This window comes from Streptococcus caecimuris (assembly GCF_943193075.1).
Lineage (GTDB): Bacteria > Bacillota > Bacilli > Lactobacillales > Streptococcaceae > Streptococcus > Streptococcus caecimuris.
Genome location: NZ_CALPCT010000020.1, coordinates 25736 through 39087, shown reverse-complemented (window position 1 = coordinate 39087; position 13352 = coordinate 25736). Strand labels below are relative to the sequence as shown.

Here is a 13352-nt window from a genome sequence, read left to right as displayed (position 1 = left end):
CACATTGGTTCGTCTTGTTCAGTTTTCAAAGGTCTTTGTCGCTCTCGCGCGACAACTATATTAGTATATCATGACCTACTCTTACTGTCAACACTTTTTTCCAAAAAAATTTATTTTTTTGAAAGTTTTTTTAAAGTAATAAAGAAAAGCCTGCAATAAGACTTTTCTATTAGTCTAGTTCTTTGTTAATGATGAGAAATTTTTCTTCCCTGTAACCTCTTTTAATTAATCCTGCTTTAGCTATGCCTATTAGATCTTTTGAAAAGGATTGTATCGCTTCTTTTTCTTCTGTACTTAGAATTTTCTTTGAATATTTCTTTCTAAGTTTTCGATAATCCTGTTCTTCATTGTAAATGAATGAAGAATCTTCTAAATAGTCTTCTAGTTTTTCTAACTGTACAAATAAGCCCAACTCAAAGGCTATCGGGGCAAAGGTGGTTTCTAATGGTTGTGTACAAACACTTCTAAATTCCACAGTCCCACGAGCAGTTAAATCTTGAAATTGGTAACTTCGATGTTGTTTTAGATCTTCTTTTACAGGGTTAATGATCTTCTCATTTCCATCAGCCGTATAGGCTGTAATTTCTTTTTGATCTAGATAGTCCTCCACTCGAATTGGTTTAAAATAATATGATTTCCCCTCTCTAGTTGCTGTAAAAATAGCCGTTCTAGCGAGATTATTAAAAAACTCTTCTTCGCTTTGGTAGTCCTTAGGATAAATCCCTACATTTTCCTTATAATAACCATGTAAGGATTCTTCCCAGAAAATATCTCTAGCAATTTTTGTATTCCAAGCCTCTGCTGAAAATTCTGAGTTAGAAAACAAATATGCTTTTGCTGCTTCAATTTTATTAAATGCATTAATGATGCGAATATAATTATCGCACCTTACATCCAATTGAACCTGGTTTCCGCATATAAATGCTCCGTACGAAGGATAGGAGTGTGTCTTCATCCCTGTACCATTCATTGCAAGGAAAGCCATTAACATCTTGTATCGTTCGATTTTCACTGGGCTATTATCATTTTCTTTCCACAAAGGATGGATTCCGTGCCCTTGAATTTCGTGATTATTTTCTTGTAAAATCGGTTGAATGATCTTCAAATAAGCCTCAAAACGTTTGGCTACCTCATTTATAGAATGAGCTCTCTCAAATGCAAATTCAATTGTATTGTAACTCAACTCGAATAGAATACGATCTTTAGAAGAACAGTGAATCAATTGAATGGGATTTTGATTGTCATCTATTTTTTCAACTTCAAAATCTGATAAGTTGGCTAAGGTTCGAAAAAGATTTTTCGTCACCTCTATATTTGTTTTGTTTCCATTTGTTTCTACAATCGGAAACTCTAATTCAACTCCGACAAAGAGTTCCGAATCCTCTTTCATATTACTAAGGTACTTCTCTTTTAGTAATTTAATTGCTTGTTGTTTTGTCATTGAATCCTTTTTCTTCTATTGGAGATATGGGTTCCATTATATCATTTTTTGCTATTCTCGACTACTCATGAAAAGCAAGACAAAACGCCTGCTTACGAAATTGTTTTAAATTAAAGCAATTTCGTAAACAAGCGTCTACCATTCATTCAATATGATGAGTGTTCCCGCTGGGGAAAATCCCCAGCGGTAGACCAGAGCTAGACTAAGAATAACAGTGTATTCCATCATCATAACACTCAACAAAATTGATGATATTATACCAATTCGATGATAGCCATTGGCGCAGCATCACCACGACGTGGTTCAGTTTTAAGGATACGAGTATATCCACCATTGCGCTCAGCATAACGAGGTGCTAATTCAGAGAACAATTTTTGAAGTGCAGTTGTTTCTGAGTATTTACCTGTTTCTTCATCAAAGTTTTGTGATGCAACTTCGTTACGTACGAATGCAGCAGCTTGACGACGTGCATGCAAATCACCACGTTTACCCAAAGTAATCATTTTTTCAACTGATTTACGGATTTCTTTCGCACGTGCTTCAGTTGTTACAATTGCTTCATTGATGATAAGATCTGTAGTCAAATCGCGAAGCATTGCTTTACGTTGTGAGCTAGTGCGTCCTAGTTTACGGTAAGCCATGTATTCCTCCTCTATTTATCGTTTTTTAACCCAAGGCCTAAGTCGGCAAGTTTGATTTTAACTTCTTCAAGACTCTTACGTCCTAAGTTACGAACTTTCATCATTTCTGCTTCTGATTTTTCAGTCAAATCGTAAACAGTATTGATGCCAGCACGTTTCAAACAGTTATATGAACGAACTGAAAGATCTAATTCTTCGATCGTACGTTCTAAAATACGATCATCAGAAGTTGTATCTACTTCTTTCATAACATCTGTTGCAATAGCAATTTCAGTTAAGTTTGTAAATAGATTTAGGTGTTCTGTCAAAATACGGGCAGACAAACCTAAGGCATCTTCTGGAATGATTGTCCCATTTGTCAAAATTTCAAGGGTTAGCTTGTCAAAACCGTCATTGCTACCAACGCGAGCTGGTTCAACTTGGTAATTGACTTTTGTCACTGGCGTATAGATTGAATCTACAGCAAGTGTTCCCACTGGTGCATCATCTTTTTTGTTTTGATCAGCTGGAACATAGCCACGTCCACTGTTTACAGTAAGCGTTGCTTTCAAAGACGCTCCTTCTCCGATCGTAAATAGATAATGATCAGGGTTTACAATTTCGATGTCACTATCCGTAAGAATGTCACCGGCAGTAACTTCTGCTGGTCCTTCTACATCAAGTTCAATAATCTTTTCGTCTTGGACGTAAGATTTAACGGCGATTCCTTTAACGTTAAGAATAATTTGCATAACGTCTTCACGGACTCCTGGAACCGTATCAAATTCGTGGAGTACACCTTCAATGTTGATTGAAGTAACAGCCGCACCTGGAAGTGAAGCTAGAAGTACACGACGAAGTGAGTTTCCAAGTGTTGTACCATAGCCACGTTCAAGTGGTTCTACGACAAACACGCCATAATCTTTATTTTCATCAATTTTTGTTATATTTGGTTTTTCAAACTCAATCATTTGCTATACTCCCTCTTAAACGAAAAGCTGTGTAATTGTTGATGATTATACACGGCGACGTTTTGGAGGACGAGCACCATTGTGTGGTACAGGAGTTACATCGCGGATTGCAGTTACTTCAAGACCAGCAGCAGCAAGTGCACGAATAGCAGACTCACGACCTGAACCAGGACCTTTAACAGTTACTTCAACAGATTTAAGTCCGTGTTCTTGAGCAGCTTTTGCAGCAGCTTCTGATGCCATTTGAGCAGCAAATGGTGTAGATTTACGAGAACCTTTAAATCCAAGTGCACCTGCAGATGACCAAGCGATTGCGTTACCATGCACATCAGTAATCATAACAATTGTGTTGTTAAATGTAGCGTGAATATGAGCAATACCAGATTCGATATTCTTTTTCACACGACGTTTACGTGTTGGTTTAGCCAAGATTTTTACCTCCTTATTTTATTTTATTTTTTCTTACCTGCAATCGCAACAGCTTTACCTTTACGAGTGCGAGCATTGTTTTTAGTGTTTTGTCCACGAACTGGAAGTCCACGACGGTGACGGATACCACGGTATGAACCGATTTCCATCAAGCGTTTGATGTTCAAGTTTACTTCACGACGAAGGTCACCTTCAACTTTGATTGCGTCAACTTCACGACGGATAGCATCTTCTTGATCTGGTGTAAGATCGCGAACACGAATATCTTCAGAAACGCCTGCAGCAGCAAGGATTTTCTTAGATGTTGGAAGTCCGATACCGTACACATAAGTCAATGAAATTACTACACGTTTGTCATTTGGAATGTCAACTCCAGCAATACGAGCCATGTTTTCTCCTTTCTATCTTATCCTTGACGTTGTTTGTGTTTTGGATTTGCTGGGCAAATTACCATAACACGACCATTACGACGAATTACTTTACAGTATTCGCAAATTGGTTTGACCGATGGTCTTACTTTCATTTTTATCCCTCCAAGTTTTTCGATTATTTAAAGCGGTATGTGATACGTCCACGTGTCAAATCGTACGGACTCATCTCCACTGTAACACGATCTCCCGCTAAAATACGAATATAGTTTTTACGAATTTTACCAGAAACTGTTGCTAAAATCTGATGTCCATTTTCAAGTTCAACCGTAAACATAGCATTCGGCATAGTATCAACTACTTTGCCTTCTACTTCAATCACATCGTCTTTTGCCACGCAAAAGTACCTCCATAAATTTCGATTCATTCCTCTGAGCACAGAGGTAACAATTATAAGTCAGACTAACTAATTGTATCACTTGTTGTCAAATATTGCAAGTGACTAAAACGTTTTTATTTCAAATTCTCCAAGACTTTTTGGATATCTTTGAAGACGTCGTTGATGTCTTGATTTCCTTCAATATCATGGACCAATCCTTTTGCACGGTAATGAGCAAGAATTGGCTCACCTTGAGCAATATTTACATCCAAACGGCGTTTCACTGTTTCTGGTTTGTCATCTTCACGTTGGTAATAGTCTTCTTCCTTGTAGTCAGCTGGTGGGTTAAATACTTTATGGAAGGTTTCACCTGTTTCACGATGGATGATACGACCACTTAAGCGCTCGAGGAGGCAGGATGGATCCACTTCAATATTGATCACTCCTTCAAGCTCCAAACCAAGGTCTACCAAGATTTGATCCAAGGCATGAGCTTGTTCAATCGTGCGAGGAAAACCGTCCAAAAGGAATCCTTTTTCCTTAATGTCGTCTTGAGCCAAACGTTCTTTTACAATTCCGTTTGTCACATCATCGGGCACCAATTCACCTTTGTCAATGAATGATTTTGCCAATACACCCATTTCAGTTTGGTTAGCCATCGCTGCGCGGAACATATCGCCGGTAGAGATATGCGCTACGTGAAACTCTTCCACGATTTTCGCTGCTTGGGTCCCCTTACCTGCTCCAGGCAACCCCATAATTAAAAGATTCATGATGAATTCTCCTTATTTTGTTTTTAAATGGAAGCAGGAGCGAATTCCTATTTCCATTTAAAAACAAAATAGAAGGCTGACAAAGTCAACCTTATTCTATTCTGTTGTTGTGTCCATAAATCCGACATACTTACGTTTTAATAAGTAGCCTTCTAATTGTTTCATTCCCTCAATACCTGTTGAAATAATGATTAACAAACTAGTTCCTCCAAGAGCAACTGCATCTGTCAAACCAAATAAATCTCGAGCCAGGATTGGAATGATGGTAATAAAGCCAAGGAATACTGATCCGACGCTTGCTAAACGACGTAGCAAACGAGACATAAACTCTTCTGTTCCTTTACCAGGGCGAACGCCTGGGATATAGGCACCACTCTTTTGAAGGTTTTCTGCCGTTTTTTCAGGATTGATCTGAACAAACGTGTAGAAGAAGGTGAAGAGAATGATCAATAAGGCATACATTGCCACACCAGTTGGTGTATTTGTAGCCAACATGGCCTGAGCTGTTTTCACCCATCCTGCATTGTAACCCATAGCGCTAATCACTTGGAAAATTGCAGCAGGCGCTGCTGTAATCGAACTAGCGAAGATGACGGGAATAACTCCTGCTGGGTTTACTTTCAAAGGAAGGTAAGAACTTGATGGAGCTCCTTGTGCAATCTTTGTATATTGGATTGGAATCTTGTATTGTGCTTGCTCTACAAAGGTTGTAAAGTAAACAATAACCAAGACGGCAAGGATTAATACCCCAACAAAAATGAGGGAATTGGTCATTTGACCAGAACGAACGTTCACAAATGCATTTTCATAGATTTCTTTAATCATCTCAGGAATTGATGACACAATCCCTGCAAAGATAATCATTGAAACACCATTACCGTACCCTTTATCTGTGATTTGTTCTCCAAGCCAAGTCACAATCATGGAACCGGTCGTCAGAATCGCACCGATTAACAGATAGGTCTTGGTATTTGGAGTTGCGACTAATTTCGCCTGAGACAAGGTGTGGAAGGTAGCTGTAATCCCGATGGATTGAACAAAGGCTAGAACCAAAGAAATATAGCGTGTTGCTTGGTTGAGCTTTCTTCGACCAACTTCCCCTTGTTTGCCCCATTCAACAAACTTAGGTAACAGATCCATTTGCAAAAGTTGCACGACGATCGAAGCTGTGATGTATGGGCTAACCCCTAATGCGAAAACTGAGAAGTTCCTCATGGCATTCCCAGAAACCAAACTGAGCATGTTCAAGAAGGACACATCTTGAAGGTTGTTCAGAATTTTCGCATTTACACCAGGCACTGTAATCGTGGTCCCAATGCGGAAAACAAGAATGATGAAGATCGTAAATAAAATCTTCGACCGTACTTGTTTCACCTTAAATGCATCTTTTAATAATTTAAAAAACATAGGTCACCTCACTTAGATGACTTCAACTGAACCACCTTTAGCAGTGATAGCTTCTTCAGCTGATTTAGAGAATTTAGCTGCTTTAACAGTCAACTTCTTAGTCAATTCTCCGTTACCAAGAATTTTGATACCTGATTTTTCAGCTTTTACAATTCCTGATTCTACAAGTACTACTGGAGTTACTTCAGCACCATCTTCAAAGGCGTTCAATTGATCAAGGTTCACAATAGCATATTCTTTAGCGTTGATGTTTGTAAATCCACGTTTTGGAAGACGACGGAACAATGGAGTTTGTCCACCTTCAAAACCAAGACGTACACCGCCACCGCTACGAGCTTTTTGACCTTTTTGACCACGGCCAGAAGTTTTACCATTACCAGATGAAGTACCACGACCAACACGGTTGCGGACTTTACGTGAACCTGTAGCAGGTTGTAATTCATGAAGTTTCATTATTAATTTTCTCCTCTTTTGTAAATTGCTAACGCATGTAATCAGGAAAAGGTGTCCTAACTACAAACTCGCCTATACTTATATTTAGTTTTAGGGGATGAGAACCTCTCATACCCCTGAAAACTTTGTTTCTATTTCAAATAGATTATTTTACTTCTTCAACTGTTACTAAGTGAGATACAGCAGTGATCATACCACGTACTGCTGGGTTATCTTCTTTAATAACAGAGCTGTTCAATTTGCCAAGTCCAAGTGCTACAACAGTTTTACGTTGTGACGGGATGCGTCCGATTGGAGACTTAGTCAAAGTAATTTTAATTTGAGCCATTTGAATCTCCTTTCTTAAGCCAAGTCAGAAACTGAAATACCACGAAGGGCAGCAACTTCATCAGCGCGTTTCAATTGTGCCAAACCGTTAACAGTTGCACGAACGATGTTGATTGGAGTGTTTGATCCAAGTGATTTAGATGTAACATCTGCAATACCTGCCAATTCGACAACGGCACGAACTGCTCCACCTGCAGCAACCCCAGCCCCTTCGATAGCTGGTTTCAACAATACACGAGCTCCACCAAATACTGATGTTACTTCATGTGGAATTGTTGTTCCAACCATAGGAACTTCGATCAAGTTTTTCTTAGCATCTTCAACAGCCTTACGGATTGCTTCTGGAACTTCTTGAGCTTTACCAGTACCAAATCCAACACGGCCATTACGGTCACCAACAACTACAAGAGCTGCAAAACGAAGACGACGTCCACCTTTAACAACTTTTGTTACACGGTTGATGGCAACTACGCGTTCTTCAAGTTCAACTGCATTATCTTTAAATGCCATTTTCTAGTGTCCTCCTATTAGAATTTCAATCCGTTTTCACGAGCTGCATCAGCCAAAGCTTTAACACGTCCGTGATATAGATATCCACCGCGGTCGAACACCACTTCAGAAATACCTTTAGCAACTGCACGTTCAGCAACAAGTTTGCCGACAACAACGGCTTGTTCAGTTTTAGTTCCTTTTGAAACTTCTTTGTCAAGAGTTGAAGCGCTTGCGAGCGTTACACCCGCTACGTCATCAATTACTTGAGCGTAGATGCCTGTATTAGAACGGAATACGTTCAAACGTGGGCGATCAGCAGTTCCAGAGAGTTTTCCGCGAACGCGACGGTGGCGTTTTTGACGGATTTTGTTTTTATCTGGTTTCGAAATCACAATTTTCACCTCTTAATTTTAAAATCATGTGCTAAGCACTGAGTTGGTAAGATGAAGGTTGGTTGAAAAACAACCAAACTACATTATTTACCTGTTTTACCTTCTTTGCGGCGAACGTATTCACCAACATAACGGATCCCTTTACCTTTGTATGGTTCAGGTGAACGAAGGCTACGTACATAAGCAGCTGTTTGACCAACTACTTCTTTTGAAATTCCGCTAACAACGATTGTTGTTGGGTTTGGAAGTTCAAAAGTAATTCCTTCTGGAGCTTCAACTTCGTCTGGGTGTGATTTACCAACAGCCAAAACAAGTTTTGATCCTTGAAGTTGTGCACGGTATCCAACCCCGCGCATTTCAAGTTCTTTCTTGAATCCTTCTGATACACCAGTAACCATGTTGTTCAAAAGGGCACGAGTTGTTCCGTGGATTGTTTTCATTTCTTTTGAATCGTTTGGACGGTGAAGTGTTACTTCAGTACCTTCCACACGGATTTCAATATCTTTTGAGAACTCACGAGTAAGTTCTCCTTTAGGTCCTTTTACAGTTACAACGTTGTCATTGTTAGTGATTTCAACACCAGCAGGCAACACGATAACTTTATTACCAATACGTGACATGTTTTTTATTCTCCTGTTAAATTGTCAGGCCTTTGCGGGCCAGTTTTCACGGGGTTTAAATCTTTTTGATTTAAAAGTTAATGTTTAGGTCTCATTTTCTAAGTGAATCAAGGCATTGTCTCGCAGACATAACTTTGGGTTAGGCAAGAGACAATAACGAAGAGTCACAACGAAATCGGGAACTAAATATTACCAAACGTAAGCGATAACTTCCCCACCAACGTTCTTTTGGCGTGCTTCTTTATCAGTAAGCAAACCTTCAGAAGTTGAAAGGATAGCAATTCCAAGTCCGTTAAGAACTTTTGGAAGATCTTCACGTTTTTTGTAAACACGCAAACCTGGTTTAGATACACGTTTCAAGTTTGTGATAACTTTTTCACCGTTTTGTCCGTATTTCAAGAATACACGGATGATGCCTTGTTTGTCATCTTCGATGAATTCAACGTTTTTTACAAAACCTTCGCGTTTAAGGATTTCAGCAATCCCTTTTTTGATGTTTGATGCAGGTACTTCAAGTACTTCGTGTTTTGCTTGGTTAGCGTTACGAATACGTGTAAGGAAGTCTGCGATTGGGTCAGTCATAACCATTATAATTTCTCCTCTTACTAGTAGTTTGCAAGTTGCACTTGCTAGTTAATACATGATACAGTGAGCGTAACAGCGAGAGCAAAAATAGGCAATTTGATGCAGGAGCGATGCTCCAAAGAAAATTGGTCTTTTTTGCCAAAGCTGTAGCTCGTGTTCAAATTGGCAAGCCCAACTGAACCCGGGCTAAACTCTGTGTGAAAAAGATAAACTTTCCTAGAAACTAAAGTTTCTTCGTCAAGTTTCCTATTTTCACTTGGAGTTTTAACGCCCTTGATATCTTAAATTACCAAGATGCTTTTGTGACACCTGGGATTTGACCTTTGTATGCCAATTCACGGAAGCAAACACGGCAAAGTTTAAACTTGCGGTAAACTGAGTGTGGACGTCCACAACGTTCACAGCGAGTGTATGCTTGAGTAGAGAACTTCGCTGGGCGTTTGTTCTTAGCAATCATAGATTTTTTAGCCATTAGTTTTACCTCCTATATTATTTTGCAAACGGCATTCCGAGGCCAGTAAGCAATGCACGTGATTCTTCGTCTGTGTTCGCTGTAGTTACGATTACGATATCCAAACCACGAGTTTTATCAACATCATCAAAGTTGATTTCTGGGAAGATCAATTGTTCTTTCACACCAAGTGTGTAGTTTCCGCGTCCATCAAATGATTTAGTTGGAACACCATGGAAGTCACGTACACGTGGAAGTGAAACTGTTACCAATTTATCCAAGAATTCGTACATACGTTCACCACGAAGGGTGACTTTTGCACCGATCGCAACACCTTCACGAAGACGGAAGCCGGCGATTGATTTTTTAGCCTTAGTGATCAATGGTTTTTGACCTGAGATCAAAGCAAGCTCTTCAGCAGCTTTTTCAAGGTTTTTAGCATTTGATACTGCATCACCGACACCCATGTTCAAAACGATTTTATCAACTTTTGGCACAGCCATAACTGATGAATAGTTGAACTGTTCAGTCAATGATGGTACTACTTCATTAAGGTATTTTTCTTTTAAACGATTAGCCATTATACTTCTCCTTTCCTTCGTGATTAGTCAAGCACTTCGCCTGATTTTTTGTTGTAGCGAACTTTTTTGCCGTCTACAAATTTGTAGCCAACACGTCCAGCAACACCGTTTTTGTCCAAAACTTGAACGTTAGAAGCATGGATTGGAGCTTCTTTTTCAACGATTGCACCTTGAGGGTTTTCGTTATTTGGACGTTGGTGTTTCTTGATGATGTTTACACCTTCTACAACAACTTTATTTACTTTTGGAAGAGCAGTAAGAACAACAGCTTCTACGCCTTTGTCTTTACCAGCGATAACGCGAACTTTGTCGCCTTTTTTTACAAACATTTTATTCTCCTTTTATTCTTACGCCCGATGGGCACCCTGGCTGAGCCAGGGGACTGTGTTTGTTTTTGATTGATTAAAGTACTTCTGGAGCAAGTGATACGATCTTCATGAATCCACCGTCACGCAATTCACGTGCAACTGGGCCAAAGATACGAGTTCCGCGAGGAGTTTTGTCGTCACGGATGATCACTGCTGCATTTTCGTCGAACTTGATGTATGAACCATCTTTACGACGAGCACCTGATTTAGTACGAACGATAACAGCTTTTACAACGTCACCTTTCTTAACCGCACCACCAGGAGTAGCTTGTTTTACAGATGCAACGATTACATCACCGATGCTCGCGAATTTACGTTTTGAACCACCAAGAACTTTGATTGTCAAGATTTCGCGTGCGCCACTGTTGTCAGCGACTTTCAAACGAGTTTCTGTTTGAATCATTTACGTTTTCTCCTTTCAGGTATGATTAGATGATGACCGCTTTTTCAACGACTTCTACAAGACGGAAGCGTTTTGTAGCTGAAAGCGGACGAGTTTCCATGATACGAACGATATCGCCTTCTTTAGCAACATTGTTTTCATCATGAGCTTTGTATTTTTTAGAATAGTTGATACGTTTACCATAGACTGGGTGGTTACGTTTAGTTTCAACTACAACTGTGATTGTTTTGTCCATTTTGTCAGACACAACGCGTCCAACAAGAACTTTACGATTATTGCGTTCCATTGAAATTCTCCTTCCCTAGTCTATTATTTAGCTTCTGATTGAACAGTTTTGATACGAGCGATTTGTTTTTTCACTTCTTTCAAACGTCCAGTTTGTTCCAATTGACCAGCAGCTGCTTGGAAACGAAGTTCAAACAATTCTTTCTTCAATTCATTTTCACGCTTCGCGAGTTCTTCTTGAGAAAGACCACGAAGTTCTTTAACAAATTCTTTTACTTCTGTAAGTTTCATGACCTCTCCTTATTCTGCTTCACGTTTCACAAATTTAGTTTTAACTGGCAATTTGTGGCTAGCAAGACGAAGTGCTTCGCGTGCGATCTCTTCAGATACACCAGCGATTTCGAACATCACTTTACCACGTTTAACTGGTGCTACCCAACCTTCAGGAGCCCCTTTACCAGATCCCATACGTACCCCGATAGCTTTAGCGGTGTATGATTTGTGTGGGAAAATCTTAATCCAAACTTTACCACCACGTTTCATGTAACGAGTCATGGCGATACGAGCAGCTTCGATTTGACGGTTTGTGATCCAGTGGCTAGTTGTAGCTTGAAGACCGTATTCACCGAATGCTACTTCTTTTCCACCTTTTGCTTCACCGCGCATTTTACCACGGAATTCGCGACGGTGTTTTACACGTTTAGGTACTAACATTGGTTATTTACCTCCTTTAGCGTCTTTACGAGCTGGAAGAACTTCACCACGGTAGATCCATACTTTAACACCAAGTTTACCGTAAGTAGTGTCTGCTTCTTCCCAAGCGTAATCGATATCAGCGCGAAGTGTGTGAAGTGGAACAGTTCCTTCAGAGTATCCTTCTGCACGGGCAATATCTGCGCCGTTCAAACGACCTGATACTTGAGTTTTGATTCCTTTAGCCCCAGCACGCATAGCACGTTGGATCGCTTGTTTTTGTGCACGACGGAAAGCAACACGTTGTTCCAATTGACGAGCGATTCCTTCACCAACAAGGTGAGCATCCAAGTCAGGACGTTTGATCTCAATGATGTTGATGTGTACTTGTTTACCAGTCAATTTGTTAAGAGCTGCACGAAGTGCATCAACGTTTGCTCCACCTTTACCGATAACCATACCTGGTTTAGCAGTGTGAAGAGAAACGTTAACTTTGTTTACTGCGCGTTCGATTTCAATAGTTGAAACGGCTGCGTCAGCCAATTCTTTTTGAATGAATTTACGGATTGCAAGATCTTCATGAAGGTAATCCGCGTATTCTTTTTCAGCATACCATTTGGCATCCCAATCACGGATGATACCAACACGCATACCAATTGGATGTACTTTTTGACCCACGAGTTTACCTCCTTATTTTTCTGCAACAGCTACTGTGATGTGAGCTGTACGTTTGTTGATTGGTGAAGCTGAACCTTTCGCACGTGGACGGAAACGTTTCATTGTTGGTCCTTCGTTTGCGAATGCTTCAGATACTACCAAGTTAGCTTTTTCCAAACCAAAGTTGTTTTCAGCGTTTGCTACTGCTGAGTTCAACACTTTAAGGATGATCCCTGCAGCTTTGTTTGGTGTGAATGTCAAAATAGCGATGGCATCGGCTACGCTTTTACCACGGATGTTGTCAAGAACAAGACGTGATTTACGAGGTGAAACACGCACTGTACGAGCCATTGCTTTAGCTGAAGTAATTTCTGCCATTTATGTTCTCCTTATTTTCTACGTGTCTTCTTGTCGTCTGCCGCGTGACCTTTGTAAGTACGAGTTGGTGCAAATTCACCAAGCTTGTGACCTACCATGTCTTCTTGGATGTAAACAGGTACATGTTTACGTCCATCATAAACTGCGATAGTGTATCCGATGAAACTTGGGAAGATCGTTGAACGACGTGACCAAGTTTTAATTACTTTTTTCTTTTCGTCATTTGCTTGAGCTTCAACTTTTTTCATCAAATGCTCATCGACGAAAGGTCCTTTTTTAAGACTACGTCCCATTTTGTAATTTTCTCCTTTAAAATTTAGTACCACAGCGGCTTGCGCT

General features: G+C 40.0%; 25 protein-coding genes. All 25 read right to left on the bottom strand.

From position 1 onward, the window contains the following. Window positions 1-169 precede the first annotated feature (169 nt). A complete protein-coding gene (locus NFR56_RS08355; RefSeq protein WP_134974739.1) occupies window positions 170-1441 on the bottom strand; it encodes a glutamate-cysteine ligase family protein in 1272 nt (423 codons plus the stop codon). Window positions 1442-1695: 254 nt separating this feature from the next. Further along, window positions 1696-2082, bottom strand: coding sequence for a 50S ribosomal protein L17 (gene rplQ, locus NFR56_RS08350; protein ID WP_003002399.1), 387 nt, complete (start codon window positions 2080-2082; stop codon window positions 1696-1698). Between the two features lie 11 nt (window positions 2083-2093). Next, window positions 2094-3032, bottom strand: coding sequence for a DNA-directed RNA polymerase subunit alpha (locus tag NFR56_RS08345; RefSeq protein WP_003009635.1), 939 nt, complete (start codon window positions 3030-3032; stop codon window positions 2094-2096). Between the two features lie 45 nt (window positions 3033-3077). Then, window positions 3078-3461 (bottom strand): 30S ribosomal protein S11, encoded by a 384-nt coding sequence (rpsK, locus tag NFR56_RS08340; RefSeq protein ID WP_003002390.1) that lies wholly within the window; start codon window positions 3459-3461, stop codon window positions 3078-3080. Between the two features lie 23 nt (window positions 3462-3484). Then, on the bottom strand, window positions 3485-3850 hold the full coding sequence (gene rpsM, locus NFR56_RS08335; protein ID WP_003009631.1) for a 30S ribosomal protein S13: 366 nt from the start codon (window positions 3848-3850) through the stop codon (window positions 3485-3487). Window positions 3851-3867: 17 nt separating this feature from the next. Next, window positions 3868-3984, bottom strand: coding sequence for a 50S ribosomal protein L36 (gene rpmJ, locus NFR56_RS08330; protein WP_001808836.1), 117 nt, complete (start codon window positions 3982-3984; stop codon window positions 3868-3870). A 23-nt stretch (window positions 3985-4007) separates the two neighbouring features. Further along, window positions 4008-4226, bottom strand: coding sequence for a translation initiation factor IF-1 (gene infA / locus NFR56_RS08325; RefSeq protein ID WP_001029883.1), 219 nt, complete (start codon window positions 4224-4226; stop codon window positions 4008-4010). A gap of 116 nt (window positions 4227-4342) precedes the next feature. Next, window positions 4343-4981: an adenylate kinase gene (locus NFR56_RS08320; protein WP_003009627.1), complete on the bottom strand. Its 639-nt coding sequence runs from the start codon at window positions 4979-4981 to the stop codon at window positions 4343-4345. A 96-nt stretch (window positions 4982-5077) separates the two neighbouring features. Beyond that, window positions 5078-6388, bottom strand: coding sequence for a preprotein translocase subunit SecY (secY, locus tag NFR56_RS08315; RefSeq protein ID WP_023920186.1), 1311 nt, complete (start codon window positions 6386-6388; stop codon window positions 5078-5080). A gap of 12 nt (window positions 6389-6400) precedes the next feature. Next, entirely contained in the window at window positions 6401-6841 is a 441-nt protein-coding gene (gene rplO, locus NFR56_RS08310) for a 50S ribosomal protein L15 (RefSeq protein ID WP_003002405.1), read from the bottom strand. 145 nt (window positions 6842-6986) lie between these two features. Continuing rightward, window positions 6987-7169, bottom strand: a complete 183-nt coding sequence (gene rpmD, locus NFR56_RS08305; protein ID WP_002894509.1) for a 50S ribosomal protein L30 — start codon at window positions 7167-7169, stop codon at window positions 6987-6989. 14 nt (window positions 7170-7183) lie between these two features. Further along, window positions 7184-7678: a 30S ribosomal protein S5 gene (gene rpsE / locus NFR56_RS08300; protein ID WP_003009617.1), complete on the bottom strand. Its 495-nt coding sequence runs from the start codon at window positions 7676-7678 to the stop codon at window positions 7184-7186. Between the two features lie 17 nt (window positions 7679-7695). After that, the gene (rplR, locus tag NFR56_RS08295) at window positions 7696-8052 is read right to left on the bottom strand and encodes a 50S ribosomal protein L18 (protein WP_003010871.1); all 357 of its coding nucleotides are present in this window, start codon (window positions 8050-8052) and stop codon (window positions 7696-7698) included. Between the two features lie 83 nt (window positions 8053-8135). Further along, a complete protein-coding gene (gene rplF, locus NFR56_RS08290) occupies window positions 8136-8672 on the bottom strand; it encodes a 50S ribosomal protein L6 (RefSeq protein WP_003009612.1) in 537 nt (178 codons plus the stop codon). Window positions 8673-8861: 189 nt separating this feature from the next. Then, window positions 8862-9260 carry a 30S ribosomal protein S8 gene (gene rpsH, locus NFR56_RS08285; RefSeq protein ID WP_003010897.1) on the bottom strand — a complete coding sequence of 133 codons (399 nt, stop codon included), beginning with the start codon at window positions 9258-9260 and terminating at the stop codon, window positions 8862-8864. 283 nt (window positions 9261-9543) lie between these two features. Next, window positions 9544-9729: a type Z 30S ribosomal protein S14 gene (locus NFR56_RS08280; RefSeq protein ID WP_001085699.1), complete on the bottom strand. Its 186-nt coding sequence runs from the start codon at window positions 9727-9729 to the stop codon at window positions 9544-9546. 17 nt (window positions 9730-9746) lie between these two features. Next, on the bottom strand, window positions 9747-10289 hold the full coding sequence (gene rplE, locus NFR56_RS08275; RefSeq protein ID WP_003009606.1) for a 50S ribosomal protein L5: 543 nt from the start codon (window positions 10287-10289) through the stop codon (window positions 9747-9749). A gap of 23 nt (window positions 10290-10312) precedes the next feature. Further along, entirely contained in the window at window positions 10313-10618 is a 306-nt protein-coding gene (gene rplX, locus NFR56_RS08270; RefSeq protein WP_003002315.1) for a 50S ribosomal protein L24, read from the bottom strand. Between the two features lie 73 nt (window positions 10619-10691). Further along, window positions 10692-11060, bottom strand: a complete 369-nt coding sequence (gene rplN / locus NFR56_RS08265) for a 50S ribosomal protein L14 (RefSeq protein ID WP_003002384.1) — start codon at window positions 11058-11060, stop codon at window positions 10692-10694. 25 nt (window positions 11061-11085) lie between these two features. Then, entirely contained in the window at window positions 11086-11346 is a 261-nt protein-coding gene (gene rpsQ, locus NFR56_RS08260; protein WP_003009600.1) for a 30S ribosomal protein S17, read from the bottom strand. 23 nt (window positions 11347-11369) lie between these two features. After that, window positions 11370-11576 carry a 50S ribosomal protein L29 gene (gene rpmC, locus NFR56_RS08255; RefSeq protein ID WP_003002350.1) on the bottom strand — a complete coding sequence of 69 codons (207 nt, stop codon included), beginning with the start codon at window positions 11574-11576 and terminating at the stop codon, window positions 11370-11372. A gap of 9 nt (window positions 11577-11585) precedes the next feature. Then, window positions 11586-11999 (bottom strand): 50S ribosomal protein L16, encoded by a 414-nt coding sequence (rplP, locus tag NFR56_RS08250; protein WP_000960947.1) that lies wholly within the window; start codon window positions 11997-11999, stop codon window positions 11586-11588. 3 nt (window positions 12000-12002) lie between these two features. Further along, window positions 12003-12656 carry a 30S ribosomal protein S3 gene (rpsC, locus tag NFR56_RS08245; protein ID WP_003002336.1) on the bottom strand — a complete coding sequence of 218 codons (654 nt, stop codon included), beginning with the start codon at window positions 12654-12656 and terminating at the stop codon, window positions 12003-12005. Between the two features lie 12 nt (window positions 12657-12668). Next, a complete protein-coding gene (gene rplV / locus NFR56_RS08240; protein ID WP_000818139.1) occupies window positions 12669-13013 on the bottom strand; it encodes a 50S ribosomal protein L22 in 345 nt (114 codons plus the stop codon). An 11-nt stretch (window positions 13014-13024) separates the two neighbouring features. Then, window positions 13025-13306: a 30S ribosomal protein S19 gene (gene rpsS, locus NFR56_RS08235; protein WP_000533766.1), complete on the bottom strand. Its 282-nt coding sequence runs from the start codon at window positions 13304-13306 to the stop codon at window positions 13025-13027. Window positions 13307-13352 lie beyond the last annotated feature (46 nt).